The sequence below is a fragment of the Streptomyces sp. NPDC039423 genome (assembly GCF_055598725.1).
On record NZ_JBVKAH010000006.1, the window covers coordinates 234,612 to 247,608 of the forward strand.

The window sequence follows — 12,997 nt, forward strand, 5'->3', positions numbered from 1 at the left end:
GACATGTCCGAAAAGACCGCTCTGCGACGCCAACTGCTGGCCGCGCGAGCCCTCCTGACCAGTGATGACGTCCAGAAGTCCGCGGCGGTTCTCGCGGAAGCCGCCCTGAACCTGCCCGAGCTGCGGCGGGCCTGGACGGTCGCCGCCTACGTCTCCACGGGGAGCGAGCCCGGCACGCGCGCGCTGCTCGACGTACTGCGCGAGCGGGGCGTGCGCGTCCTGCTGCCGGTCCTGCTGGAGGACAACGACCTGGACTGGGCGGCCTACGAGGGCGCGGAGCGGCTCCTGCCGGCCCGGCGGGGCCTCCTGGAGCCCGCGGGGCCCCGGCTGGGCGTGGACGCCGTCGTGGAGGCCGACACGGTCCTCCTGCCCGGCCTGGCGGTGGACGTGCGGGGGATGCGGCTGGGGCGCGGCGGCGGCTCGTACGACCGGGTGCTGGCCCGGCTGGCCCGGGGCGGGCACGATCCGGCCCTGGTGGTGCTCCTGTACGCGAACGAGGTGGTCGAGCGGGTCCCGGAGGAACCGCACGACCACCCCGTCCACGCGGCGGTGACCCCGGAGGTCACCCTCCGCTTCCGTGCCTGAGGCCCTGGCGCCCCCTACGGCGTGAGCACGAGCGTGTCGACGGTCCGGGCGTCGACCGCCTGCTTGCCGTAGGCCCAGTCGAGCAGCTCGCCCTTGGCCCACTTGTCGGTCTGGTCGGTGTAGTGGGCGCTGTAGGCGTGACCGGAGGCGCCGGTCAGGTTGATCCAGCGGGACTTGTCCCAGTCGCCGACGTTCACGACCATCCGCATCGACGGCACCCAGACGACCCCGTACCCGCCGGCCGCGTTCCAGCCGGTGGCGTTGACCGCCGCCTCGCCGCCCGAGAGGTTCCAGGGGCCCCGGTTGAGCAGCCACTGGACGGCGCCCGGGCCCTCGGTGCCGAGGGTCTGGTTCTTCAGGGTGAGCTGGTGCAGCCGGCCCCAGCTCCAGCTGTTGACGTCCTTGCCGAGCTTGGAGGTCAGCTCCCAGCGGGCGTCCTCCATGGCGCGCTTCAGCAGTTCGTCACGGGTGTCGGTGCCGTCGTGGGTCCGGCTCTGCGGCGACTTCCACCACTCGTTCTTCTCGTCCGCCAGGATCCTGCGGACCACCTCGTACCAGCGGTCGCCGCCGTCCGGCTGCGCCGAGTCGGCGTCGCGCTGGCCGCACTCCCGCACCAGCCGGTTCTGCTCGTCGACGGGTCCGGTGGAGTCGGCCGGGCGGACGTTGAGGCACTCGCCCTTCACCCGGAGCTCCTTGGGCAGCTTGTTGCCGAAAGCCAGCTTCAGGACGTTGCGCCAGACGCCGTTGAAGTAGGCGGCCGCCCCGGAGTCCGCGTCCTGGGTGTAGTTCCACCCCTCCAGGAGCTTCTGCGCCTCGCGGACGTGCGGGTCGGAGATGTCGATCTTCAGCAGGTAGGGGGTCAGCAGCTTGGCGATCTCGCTGCTGTTGTCCATCTGCATGGTCCGCATGTCCTCGGTGGAGACCTTGGCCCCGTCCTTGGTCTTGGACTCGATGAGGTCGTTGATGCGCTGGCTGCGCGAGCCGTAGCCCCAGTCCTGGGTGAGCGCGTACGGGTACGCGTCCTGGTCGATGACGGCCTGGTTGGCGGTCACGATGTAGCCGCGCTCCGGGTTCTCCTCGTAGGGGAGCTCGTCGAAGGGGACGTACGTCTTCTTCCAGGTGTACTTCTTGTCCCAGCCGGGCGCCGGCAGGGTGCCGTCGTGGCCCTTCTGGCGGACCGGGATCCTGCCGGGGGCCTGGTAGCCGATGTTGCCCTCGGCGCCCTTGGCGTCGGCGTAGATCAGGTTCTGGGAGGGCACCTCGAAGTCGCGGGCGGCCTCGCGGAACTGCTTGAAGTCGGTGGCGCGGTTCAGCTTGAAGACGGCGTCCATGGACTTGCCCGGGTCGAGCGCGGTCCAGCGCAGGGCGACCGCGTAGCCGTCGCCGCGGTCCGGGGCGAGGGCGTCGACGGGAGCCTCGTCGCCGACCTTCTCCAGCTCGTTGCTGCGGTCGGACACCAGGGGGCCGTTGTTCGTCGACCGGACGGTGATGGTCCTGGGGCCCTCACCGGCGATCTTGATGACCTCCTTGCGGGTGACGAAGGGGATCTCCTTCTTGTCGAACTCGTACCCGTTGTCGGTGATCTTCTCCAGGTACAGGTCGCTGACGTCCGCGCCCAGGTTGGTGAAGCCCCAGGCGATGTCCTGGTTGTGGCCGATGATCACGCCGGGCATGCCCGAGAAGGTGTAGCCGGCCACGTCGTAACGGCACTTGTCCGAGACGGCACGGCAGTGCAGGCCCATCTGGTACCAGAGCGAGGGGAGCTGGGGCGCCAGGTGCGGGTCGTTGGCGAGCAGCGGCTTCCCGGTGGTCGTGTACTTGCCGGAGACGACCCACGAGTTGGAGCCGATGCCGTTGCCGTTGGGGCCGAGCAGGGCGGGGATCTTCTCCAGGTTCGCCGACAGGGACGAGAGCTGGGACTGGAGGCCCTGGGTGGCCCCCTGAGGGGTGCCGTTGCCCGTGCCGGAGCCATTGCCCTGGCCGCTGCCGCTGCCGGTGCCCTGGCCGGTGCCGTTCCGGCCCGTGCCGTTGCCCGTGCCCTGGCCGCCGTCCGTGTCCGCGTCCTGGCCGCCGCCCTCCCCCTCGGCGTCGGGGTCGAACTTGCCGGTGGCCTTGTCGACGCCGCCCTTGTCCACGATCGGACGGTGCAGGTCGTAGGGGTACGCCGGGTACAGGTCCTTGATCTGCTTCTCGCTGAGCCTGCTGGTCATCAGCGAACGGTCGATCTCCTCCTGCATGTTGCCGCGCAGGTCCCAGGCCATCGCCTTGAGCCAGGCCACCGAGTCGACCGGCGTCCAGGGCTCGATGGTGTAGTCGTTGGCGAAGGCGAGGGCGGAGTACTCGACGGAGATGTCACCGCCCTCCTTGCCCTTCAGGTAGGCGTTCACGCCGTCCGCGTAGGCCTGGAGGTTCTTCTTGGTGTCGGGCGACAGGAGCTTGTCGTACTCCTGCTGGGCCACCCGGTGCCAGCCGAGGGTGCGCAGGAACGCGTCCGTCTCGACCTGGTCCTTGCCGAACATCTCCGACAGCCGTCCGGCCGTCATGTGGCGGCGGACGTCCATCTCCCAGAAGCGGTCCTGGGCCTGGACGTAACCCTGGGCGCGGAAGAGGTCCTCGTCGGTGGAGGCGTAGATCTGCGGGACGCCGTAGTCGTCCCGTTTCACGTCGACCGGACCGGAGAGCCCGTCGAGCTTGAGGGTGCCGGTGGTCTGCGGGAACGGAGCACGCACGGTGCTGACGCTCCAGTAGGCGCCGTAGCCGACGCCCGCGACCAGCGCCAGCACCAGGGCGATCACGAGCAGACGGGCACGTCGCCCCTTCTTCTTGGTGGAAGCGGCGGTGGTGTTGGCGGGCATCGCTGTCCTTCGAGGCGCAGGCTGGTCCTGGAGTGCTGGGAGCAACCATAGGCGCAGCGCTCACCCGGCCCGGACGCGGTGTCAGTAAGGGACCGCCTCCCCCGGACGACCATGGAGGACGATCAGGCGTCAAGGAAACGTTAATGATTAGGTAAGGTAACGAAGTACCCCCGTTGCTGGAACGATCCGGCGCGCACATGAGGAAGGGTCGGCCACTGACTGTCCACCAGCTCAACGAACTCCTGTTCATCTGCTCGCTCGTGCTGCTCGTCGCCGTCGCGGCTGTGCGGATCTCCTCCCGCAGCGGGCTCCCCAGCCTGTTGCTGTACCTCGGGATCGGGGTCGCCATCGGGCAGGACGGGATCGGCAACGTCCACTTCGACAATGCCGAAATGACCCAAGTCATAGGCTATGCCGCGCTTGTGGTGATCCTGGCCGAGGGTGGCCTGGGAACGAAGTGGAAGGAGATCAAACCCGCGTTGCCCATGGCGGCCGTCCTGTCGACCGCCGGCGTCGCGGTGAGCGTGGGCGTCACGGCCGCGGCGGCCCACTACTGGGTGGGCCTCGACTGGCGCCAGGCGCTGATCATCGGCGCGGTCGTCTCCTCGACCGACGCCGCCGCCGTCTTCTCCGTCCTGCGCAAGATCCCCCTCCCGTCCCGGGTGACCGGCACCCTGGAAGCCGAGTCCGGCTTCAACGACGCCCCCGTCGTGATCCTGGTGGTGGCCTTCTCGACGACCGGCCCGGTCGAGAGCTGGTACATGCTGCTCGGCACGATCGTGATGGAACTGGCCATCGGCGCCGGCATCGGACTGGCGATCGGCTTCCTGGGCTCGTTCGGGCTGCGCCACGTGGCCCTGCCCGCCTCCGGCCTGTACCCGATCGCCGTGATGGCCATCGCCGTGGTCGCCTACGCGGCGGGCGCCATGGCGCACGGCAGCGGCTTCCTCGCGGTCTACCTGGCCTCGGTGGTCCTGGGCAACGCCAGGCTGCCGCACGCGCCCGCCAACCGGGGGTTCGCCGAGGGGTTGGGCTGGATCGCCCAGATCGGCATGTTCGTCCTGCTCGGCCTGCTGGTGACCCCGCACGAGCTGGTGGACGACTTCTGGCCGGCGGTGCTGGTCGGGCTGGCGCTGACGGTGGTGGCGCGGCCGCTGTCCGTGCTGCTGAGCCTGCTGCCGTTCCGCGTCCCGTGGCAGGAGCAGGCCCTGATGTCGTGGGCGGGCCTGCGCGGGGCGGTGCCCATCATCCTGGCGACCATCCCGATGGTGTCCGGGATCGAGGGCAGCGAGAAGGTCTTCAACATCGTCTTCGTGCTGGTCGTCGTCTACACCCTGGTGCAGGGTCCGACCCTGCCGTGGCTGGCCAGGGCGCTGCGGCTGGCCGACTCGGCGGAGGCCGCCGACCTGGGCGTCGAATCGGCACCCCTGGAGCGGCTGCGCGGGCACCTGCTGTCGGTGGCCGTCCCGGAGAAGTCCCGGATGCACGGCGTGGAGGTCGCCGAGCTGCGGCTGCCTCCGGGGGCGGCGGTGACCCTGGTCGTCCGGGAGGGCCAGAGCTTCGTCCCGGCGCCCACGACCGTGCTGCGGCGCGGGGACGAGCTGCTGGTGGTGGCGACGGACCCGGTCCGGGACGCGGCCGAGCGGCGCCTCCGGGCGGTGAGCCAGGGCGGCAAGCTGGCCGACTGGCTGGGCACGGGCGCCAACGGCCGCCGCTGAGGCGGGGAGCGGGCGGCCGGGGCGGCGGGGCGGTGCGGGGCGGGGCGGCACGGTGGGAGGCGGGCGTACGCCGGCGCCAACCAAACGGAAGGTGAACTTCCGGTTAATCGGAGGTGAGGTCCTGGCCGTATCGGCAATTTCACAGGCACCACACGCGCCGCTCCCTGTACCATGAAGGCACACTGATCGACCAACTCTGCCTGACGCAGAGCTGGCGCGACCGTATGGCGGCCGTGAAGCTCCCCGCAGTGGAGCCCGGTATCTACCGCAGTTCCGCGCAAGAGGACAGCTCTCGGCGGCTCCCGACACCCAGGGGAGCGCTACCAGGCGGCAGAAAGGCACGGGCCGTGCCCTCCGCTGTCAAGACAGCCCAGGTCACCCCCACGGACCCCGCTCGGCGTCCCGGTTACGGGCAGCTCCTGCGCACCCCGGGCGCCTGGACGTTCCTGCTGCCCGGGTTCGCCGCGCGGCAGCCCTTCGCGATGCTGACCATCGGCATCGTCCTGCTGGTGCAGCACACCACCGGCTCCTACGGCAGCGCCGGCGCGGTCGCCGCGTTCACCGGCGTCTCCATGGCCCTGTTCGCCCCGCAGAGCGGCAAGCTCGCCGACCGTTTCGGCCAGCGGGCCGTCCTGGTCCCCGGCGTGCTGGTGCACACCCTGTCGGTGTCGGCCCTGACGGCGCTGGCCCTGGCGGACGCCCCCCTGTGGGCCCTGTTCGCGGCGGCGGTGCCGACCGGCGCCTCCGTGCCGCAGGTCGGGCCCATGGTCCGGTCCCGCTGGGCCGCCAAGCTGGAGGGCTCCCCGCTGATGTCGACCGCGGCGGCCTTCGAGTCCGTGACGGACGAGTTCACCTTCGTGGTGGGCCCCGTCCTCGCCACCGCGCTGTGCACCGGCGTCCACCCGGCGGCCGGCCTGATCGCCGAGGCGACGCTGACCCTGGCCGGCGGCCTGCTCTTCGCCGCCCAGCGCCGTACCCAGCCCGCCCACGGCAACGCCGCCGGCCACGCGCGCGTGGACCGCGTCTCCGCCCTGTCCGTACCCGGTGTACGGGTCCTGGCCGTCGCCTTCCTGGGCATCGGGTCCGTCTTCGGCGGCATGCAGGTCTCGCTGACCGCCTTCACCGAGGAGATCGGGCAGCCGGGCATGAACGGCCTGCTGTACGGGCTCTTCGCCGCGGGCAACATGCTGGCCGGCATCGCCGTCGGGGCCATCGCCTGGAAGATGGGGCCCCGCCGCCGGCTGGTCCTCGGCTACACCGGCCTCACCCTCGCCGCCTCGCTGCTGTGGTCCGCGCACTCCGCGGTGATGCTCGGCGCGCTCGGCCTGGTCGTCGGCCTGTGCATCGCCCCCGCGCTGATCACCGGCTACACGCTGGTCGAGTCGCTGGTCCCGGCGTCCGCCCGGACCGAGGCGTTCACCTGGCTGACGGGCGCCGTGGCGCTGGGCCAGGCCGCCGCCGTGACGGTCGCCGGCCGGCTGGCGGACGCGCACGGCGCGAGCGCCGGATTCCTGGTCCCGCTGGCCGGTACGGCACTGGCGCTGGCCACCCTGGTGGCGCTCCGCTCGCGGCTCGCGCCGCGTCCGGCGAGCCGCACCGTGGCGCGTGGCGTCGGTCACCGCGTACCGGTGACAGTGGACTGATCCCGCGGAATACGTCAGTATGGACTGTCGTTAGCACTCAATGAGTGAGAGTGCCAGGAGGAAGACAAGTGCCGACCTACCAGTACCAGTGCACCGAGTGCGGCGAGGGCCTCGAGGCGGTGCAGAAGTTCACCGATGACGCCCTGACCGAGTGCCCGAACTGCCAGGGACGCCTGAAGAAGGTGTTCTCGGCCGTCGGCATTGTCTTCAAGGGCTCCGGCTTCTACCGCAACGACAGCCGTGGCGCGTCGTCCAGCAGCTCGCCCGCCTCGAAGTCGTCGAGCACGACGTCCGGCTCCGGCTCCGGCTCTTCGACGAGCTCCTCGTCGTCGGACTCCAAGCCGGCCACGTCCGGCGCGGCCGGGAGCTCCAGCTCCGCCGCCTGACCCCCGCTTCCCCGAGGACCCCGTCGTATCCCTACGGCGGGGTCCCGGGCGTTTCCGGGCCCGGCTAGGGTGAGCCGCATGGCGAACGCGGCGAAGGCAGGCAACGGCGGTGGCGGCGGCGAGGGGCTCCGCGCGGACATCGGTGTCATCGGCGGCTCGGGGTTCTACTCCTTCCTGAAGGACGTCACCGAGGTACGGGTCACCACCCCGTACGGCAGCCCCAGCGACTCGCTGTTCTTCGGGGAGCTGGCCGGGCGCCGCGTCGCCTTCCTGCCCCGGCACGGGCGCGGCCACCACCTGCCGCCGCACCGCATCAACTACCGGGCCAACCTCTGGGCGCTCCGGTCCGTCGGGGTGCGGCAGATTCTGGGGCCGTGCGCGGTCGGCGGACTGCGCCCCGAGTACGGTCCGGGCACGCTGCTGGTGCCGGACCAACTGGTGGACCGCACGAAGGCCCGTACGCAGACGTACTTCGACGGGGAGCCGCTGCCCGACGGGAGCGTCCCGAACGTGGTGCACACGTCGTTCGCCGACCCCTATTGCCCCGACGGCCGCAAGGTCGCCCTCGCCGCCGCCCACGGGCGCGGCTGGGAGGCGGTCGACGGCGGGACGATGGTCGTCGTCGAGGGGCCGCGCTTCTCCACGCGCGCCGAATCGCGGTGGCACGCCGCCATGGGCTGGTCGGTGGTCGGCATGACCGGGCACCCGGAGGCGTACCTCGCCCGGGAGCTGGGGCTCTGCTACACGTCGATGGCCCTGGTCACGGACCTGGACGCGGGTGCCGAGACCGGGGACGGCGTCTCCCACACCGAGGTGCTGCGGGTGTTCGGCGAGAACGTGGGGCGGCTGCGGGAGGTGCTCTTCGACGCGGTCGCCGGGCTGCCCGAGACCGACAGCCGTTCCTGCCTGTGCACCCACGCGCACGACGGCTGGGACCTCGGCATCGAACTGCCGTGATCAGGGGCGCTCACCTTCGCGGGTGACGCGGTTCTCCCCATCGCCGGGGTCGTCCACAGGCGTGAGCGGGATCGGCGGGCGGACGGGATCGTGAGGGGCGCCGGCGGAAAGCCGGCGGCGCCCGAGCCGCTGCCCGGGCCCGGTCCTCTCACGGCTGGCGGTGGTCGTCATGACGCTCCCCACTCCTCCTCGCTCCACTCCTCCCTGTCCTCCCCGCTCTCTCCCCCTTCCCCTCCCCCTCCCCCTCCCGCCCCTTCACGTCGACGCTGACGCTCGCGCTCGTGCCGATGCCGCGCCGTCGTCCGGATCGTGCGCCCCGCCCGCGCCGGGGCGCCGGCATCCGGTGCCTGCGCCGGCGCCGGTGCCCGAGACGTGCGGGGTACCGCAGTTCGCGCCGTTACGGGTGCGCGGCGGGCGGCACCGGCTGCGGCGGGCGGTGCGGCGGAGGCGTCACGCCGTGGCGGCGGGGCTCGCCCTGACGGCCGCCGCGCTGGCCGCTTCCGCCGCCGGTTCGCGTGCCCCCGCCGACGTGGACGAGCCGCGGGCCTCGGCAGCGCCCCAGCGGGAGCGGAAGCCGGTTCAGGTGGTGTCCGTCCCGGTGCGGATCGCGGACGCCGCCACCGTGCGCCTGCTGCGGCCCGGCGACCGCGTCGACGTGATCGCGTCCCCGGTCTCCCCGTCGGCGGACGGTGACGACACCGCCCGGGTGGTGGCCAGGGGGGCGCGCGTCGAGACGGTGCCGCGCGCGGCGGGCGGAGCGACGGACGGCGGGCCGGGCGACGGCGGTGCGCTGATCGTGCTGTCCGTCCCGCGCGCGACCGCCGCCGAGCTGGCCGGCGCGGCCACGACCTCCCGTCTGGCGCTGACGCTGTGCTGAGTGCGGGCGGGCCGGTGCGGCACGGTCACGGCGCAAGGGGGCGGCCCCCCAGAGGGAGCGGCGGGGTGTGGAGGAGACCCTGGAGGTCACCGAGCTGGAGGTCCTCAAGGAGATCCGCGACGCGCTCGTCGCGCAGCGCAGCGCGGCGCCGGCCGGGCGGCCCCGTAGGGCCGTCGGCTCAGAGGTGGTGCGGCGGCTTCTCGTCGAGGAAGCGCGCCAGGTCGGCGGCGCTGCCGCCGGCCGGAGGCCGCTCACCCCACCCACGGTCCGTATCGTCCGCCGAAGGCTGGTCCAGCGGATCGTCGAAGATCAGCGCGGGTTTCTTCTTCGGGACCCGGGGGTCCTGGGGGTTCTGCTCTTCTTCCTCCGACGCCGAGTCGCTCTTCGCATCACGCGGTCCGGGGGCGGGGGCGGTCCTCATTCCTCCAGGGTACGCCGCCCGTCCGCGCGTGGGCGGTGTGGCCGGGGACGGGCGGCATCGGGGCTCATGCGGGGACGGACCCGTCCGGCGGGGCGGGCCGCTCGACGGGTGGGGGCTCGTCGGCGGTGGGGCCCGTCGGCGCCGGGGGTGCGCCCGGGGGCGGCTCGCCCGTGGGCGCCGGCGGGGCGCCGGGTGGGGGGTCGGCCGTGGGGGCTGGTGCATCGGGCGCTGGCGCATCGGGCGCGGGCTCGTCAGGCGCTGGTTCGTCGGGCGCGGGCTCGTCGGGCGCGGGCTCATGGACGGGGGGCTGGGTCACGCGGCCACCGTAGGGGGCGTCCGGGCCGGTTCGCCCGTTGTGGGGGACTTCGGCGTGACCGCTTCCCACGGACGGCGTCCGGCGGCGGCGCCTCTGCTGTCCTGGGGGGATGACCTCCCCTCCCCGTTCGCCCCTGCGGCCCCTGGTCTCGCGCGATCGCGACGAGACGCACCGCGCCGCCACGCCCCTGGAGCTCTTCTTCGACCTCTGCTTCGTCGTGGCGGTCGCCCAGGCGGGTGTCCAGCTCGTGCACGCCGTGGCCGAGGGCCATGCCGGGGACGGCATCGCCCGGTACGCGATGGTGTTCTTCGCGATCTGGTGGGCCTGGATGAACTTCTCCTGGTTCGCCTCGGCGTACGACAACGACGACGCCCTCTACCGGGTCGTGACACTGGTGCAGATCTCCGGTGTGCTGATCCTCGCCGCGGGGGTGTCGCGGGCCTTCGAGGACCAGGACTACTTCCTGGTCTGGCTGGGGTACGTGGTGATGCGGCTCGCGCTCGCCTCGCAGTGGCTGCGGGCCGCGCGGGCCGCGTCGGGTGCCGAGCGGACCATGGCGCTGCGGTACGCGGCCGGGGTGACGCTCTGCCAGGTGGGCTGGACGGCACTGGTTCTGGTGCCCCCGCCCGCGCGCCCGTGGGTGTTCCTGGCCCTGGTGGTCGCCGAGGTGTCCGTGCCTCCGATCGCGGAGCGGAACTTCTCCTCGAGCTGGCACGCGCAGCACATCGCGGAGCGGTACGGGCTGTTCACGATCATCGTGCTCGGCGAGACCGTCGCGGCCGCGACCGTGGCCGTGAAGACGGGCGTCGAGGAGAACGACGCGCTGGGCGACGTACTGCCCATCGCCGCCGGCGGGCTGCTGCTGATCTTCGCCGCCTGGTGGATCTACTTCGTCGTCCCGGCCCACCAGCGGCTGCTGTCCAACCGGCAGGCCTTCCTGTGGGGCTACGGCCACTACCTGATCCAGGCGTCGGCCGCGGCGATCGGGGCGGGCATCGAGGTCGCCGTCGAGCAGGCGGTCGGCGAGGCCCACCTGTCGGTCACGGCGGCCGCCGCCGCGGTGACCCTGCCGTCGGCACTGTTCCTGCTGCTGGTGTGGGGACTGCACTCGCGGTACTTCAAGGCGGGGATCGCGCAGCAGGCGGTGCTGCCGAGCGCCGCGCTCGGAATCCTGCTCTGCACGTTCGCGGGGCGCTGGGGCGTGCTCGCCGCCGGACTCGTCGCGGCGGCCGCCGTCGCTGCCGGAGTCGCCCTCACCGCCCGTGCCGGGCGTGGTACCCAGGGGGCATGAATGACGCACTGACGGACGTGGCCGGTCTGCGGGTCGGCCACGCGCGCGTACCGGGGGACAGCGCCCTCAGCGGCACCACCGTGGTCCTGGCGCCCGTGGGCGGGGCGGTCGCGGCCGTGGACGTGCGGGGCGGCGGGCCCGGCACCCGGGAGACGGACGCGCTCGACCCCCGGAACCTGGTGCAGCGGATCGAGGCGGTGGTGCTGACCGGCGGCAGCGCGTACGGACTGGAGGCGGCGGCCGGGGTGATGGCCTGGCTGGAGGAGCGGGGGCGCGGCGTCCGCGTGGGCCCGGACCCCTCGCAGGTGGTGCCGGTGGTCCCGGCGGCGTGCGTGTTCGACCTCGGCCGGGGCGGGGACTGGAAGGCGCGCCCGGACGCGTCGACGGGGCGGGCGGCGGTGGAGGCGGCGGACGCGACCGGTCCCCACGCCCCCGTGGAGTGCGGATCCGTCGGCGCCGGGACCGGGGCGGTGATCGGCGGGATGAAGGGCGGGGTCGGCACGGCCAGTACGGTCCTGGCGTCCGGGATCACGGTCGGCGCCCTGGTCGTGGCCAACGCGGTGGGCTCGGCGGTCGACCCGCTGACGGGAACGCTGTACGGGGCGTACGGCGACGGGCCGGAGTTCCGGCCGGAGCCGGAGGTGCACGCGGCGGCGGCACGCCGGCTGGCGGAGGCACTGGAGCGCAACGACTGGCCGCCGCTGAACACCACCCTCGCGGTGGTCGGCACGGACGCGGACCTCACCCGGGCGCAGGCGCAGAAGCTCGCGGGGACGGCGCACGACGGGATCGCGCGCGCCGTGCGGCCGGTGCACCTGCTGAACGACGGCGACACCGTGTTCACCCTCGCCACCGGCGGGCGGCCCCTGCCCGACTCGCACGGCCCGCTCGCGCTGAACGAGGTGCTGGCGGCCGGTGCCACCGTCGTGACCAGGGCCGTCGTACGGGCGGTGCTGGCCGCGGGGACGGTGTCGGGGCCGGGCGGCGAGTTCCCCTCGTACCGCGACCTGTACCGGCTCGACTGAGGCGCGGCGGGGGCGAGTTGGAGGGGGCGCGCGGGAACCGGCCACGCGCGCCCCTCGTTTTGAGGAAGTCGGACGCGCTGTCAGACCAAGGCACTACCTTAAGCAAGCATCGAGTGACACGCGGCGACGGCCTGGAGACCCCTCTTGAACGTTCCGAACGACGAGACGACCGAGATGCACGTCGAGCGCCTCCTGGGGCGGGCGCTCAACTCCTTCGACCTGCCCGACGCGCTGGTCGAGCGACTGGACTCCGCGCTGGCGCACGCCAGTTCGCTGCACTCGTCGCACCACAGCGCGGCGCTCCACCGGGCGACGTACCGGCACACGTACCTGCTGGCGGACGGCTCGTCGCTGACGCTCTGGGAGCTGGTGCACAACACCGGGCGGGACGGCGCCGAGCAGCACGAGCTGTACGCGGAGGAGACCGACGTCCGGCTCGCCGCCTCCCGTCTGCCGGTCGGGTTCCCCGCGCCGGAGGACGACCTGGACGTGGACCTCGGCGCGGATCTGGACGCGGACCTGGAGCTGCTGGGGGCGCTGCTGGCCCATCCTCCGGCCACGGCCCCGCTGATGTACGTGCCGGACGACTCGGCGGACCACGCCCGCCGGGTGCTGCGCCGCGCGGAGAACGAGGACCGGCCGGGCGAGGTGGTGGCGGCCCGGCTGCGGGGCGCGTTCGCGCACCACATCAGGCAGGTCTTCGGCCGGCAGTGCAGCGTGGCGGGGAAGGACGCCGGCTTCACGCTGTACGAGCACGCGTTCCTGCTGCTGGACGGCAGTGAGATGAGCGTCTGGGAGGTGGAGCACACGGCCACGCCGGACGGCCGGCACATGTGCGAGGTGTACGAGGACGAGCACACCGCGCGCGACGCCATGGAGCGCCGCGCGCGGGTGCGGGGCCGGGTGCGCTGACCGTTCGGCGC

General features: G+C 72.9%; 11 protein-coding genes and 1 pseudogene. 10 read left to right on the forward strand and 2 right to left on the reverse strand.

The annotated features are described in order from the left end of the window. Nucleotides 1-3: 3 nt before the first annotated feature. Nucleotides 4-585, forward strand: coding sequence for a 5-formyltetrahydrofolate cyclo-ligase (locus tag ACZ7LK_RS20840; RefSeq protein WP_392275139.1), 582 nt, complete (start codon nt 4-6; stop codon nt 583-585). 14 nt (nt 586-599) lie between these two features. Here ACZ7LK_RS20840 and ACZ7LK_RS20845 read toward each other — a convergent pair whose 3' ends face one another. After that, on the reverse strand, nt 600-3,440 hold the full coding sequence (locus ACZ7LK_RS20845) for a penicillin acylase family protein (RefSeq protein WP_392275138.1): 2,841 nt from the start codon (nt 3,438-3,440) through the stop codon (nt 600-602). Between the two features lie 197 nt (nt 3,441-3,637). Between ACZ7LK_RS20845 and ACZ7LK_RS20850 the strand changes: the two genes are divergently transcribed. From ACZ7LK_RS20850 to ACZ7LK_RS20875, 6 genes and pseudogenes are all read left to right on the forward strand, one after another. Then, nucleotides 3,638-5,158 carry a potassium/proton antiporter gene (locus tag ACZ7LK_RS20850; RefSeq protein ID WP_392275137.1) on the forward strand — a complete coding sequence of 507 codons (1,521 nt, stop codon included), beginning with the start codon at nt 3,638-3,640 and terminating at the stop codon, nt 5,156-5,158. A 347-nt stretch (nt 5,159-5,505) separates the two neighbouring features. Further along, the gene (locus tag ACZ7LK_RS20855; protein WP_469461249.1) at nt 5,506-6,801 is read left to right on the forward strand and encodes an MFS transporter; all 1,296 of its coding nucleotides are present in this window, start codon (nt 5,506-5,508) and stop codon (nt 6,799-6,801) included. A 68-nt stretch (nt 6,802-6,869) separates the two neighbouring features. After that, complete coding sequence (locus ACZ7LK_RS20860; RefSeq protein ID WP_471142517.1) at nt 6,870-7,187, forward strand: FmdB family zinc ribbon protein; 318 nt, start codon at nt 6,870-6,872, stop codon at nt 7,185-7,187. A 78-nt stretch (nt 7,188-7,265) separates the two neighbouring features. After that, nucleotides 7,266-8,144, forward strand: a complete 879-nt coding sequence (locus ACZ7LK_RS20865; RefSeq protein WP_392275134.1) for an S-methyl-5'-thioadenosine phosphorylase — start codon at nt 7,266-7,268, stop codon at nt 8,142-8,144. 457 nt (nt 8,145-8,601) lie between these two features. Beyond that, on the forward strand, nt 8,602-9,021 hold the full coding sequence (locus tag ACZ7LK_RS20870) for an RcpC/CpaB family pilus assembly protein (protein WP_392275133.1): 420 nt from the start codon (nt 8,602-8,604) through the stop codon (nt 9,019-9,021). A 64-nt stretch (nt 9,022-9,085) separates the two neighbouring features. Beyond that, nucleotides 9,086-9,181: pseudogene (locus ACZ7LK_RS20875) on the forward strand (large conductance mechanosensitive channel protein MscL); the annotation flags it as partial. Between the two features lie 18 nt (nt 9,182-9,199). On the opposite strand, the gene ACZ7LK_RS20880 reads toward ACZ7LK_RS20875, so the two are convergent. Then, the gene (locus ACZ7LK_RS20880; protein ID WP_469461243.1) at nt 9,200-9,442 is read right to left on the reverse strand and encodes a hypothetical protein; all 243 of its coding nucleotides are present in this window, start codon (nt 9,440-9,442) and stop codon (nt 9,200-9,202) included. 425 nt (nt 9,443-9,867) lie between these two features. Between ACZ7LK_RS20880 and ACZ7LK_RS20885 the strand changes: the two genes are divergently transcribed. The 3 genes from ACZ7LK_RS20885 (at nt 9,868) to ACZ7LK_RS20895 (ending at nt 12,986) form a co-directional block, all read left to right on the forward strand. After that, nucleotides 9,868-11,049, forward strand: coding sequence for a low temperature requirement protein A (locus tag ACZ7LK_RS20885; RefSeq protein WP_392275131.1), 1,182 nt, complete (start codon nt 9,868-9,870; stop codon nt 11,047-11,049). Next, on the forward strand, nt 11,046-12,074 hold the full coding sequence (locus tag ACZ7LK_RS20890) for a P1 family peptidase (protein WP_471142521.1): 1,029 nt from the start codon (nt 11,046-11,048) through the stop codon (nt 12,072-12,074). The genes ACZ7LK_RS20885 and ACZ7LK_RS20890 overlap by 4 nt, the downstream gene beginning before the upstream one ends. A gap of 174 nt (nt 12,075-12,248) precedes the next feature. Next, nucleotides 12,249-12,986, forward strand: coding sequence for a DUF6227 family protein (locus tag ACZ7LK_RS20895; protein ID WP_392275313.1), 738 nt, complete (start codon nt 12,249-12,251; stop codon nt 12,984-12,986). Nucleotides 12,987-12,997 lie beyond the last annotated feature (11 nt).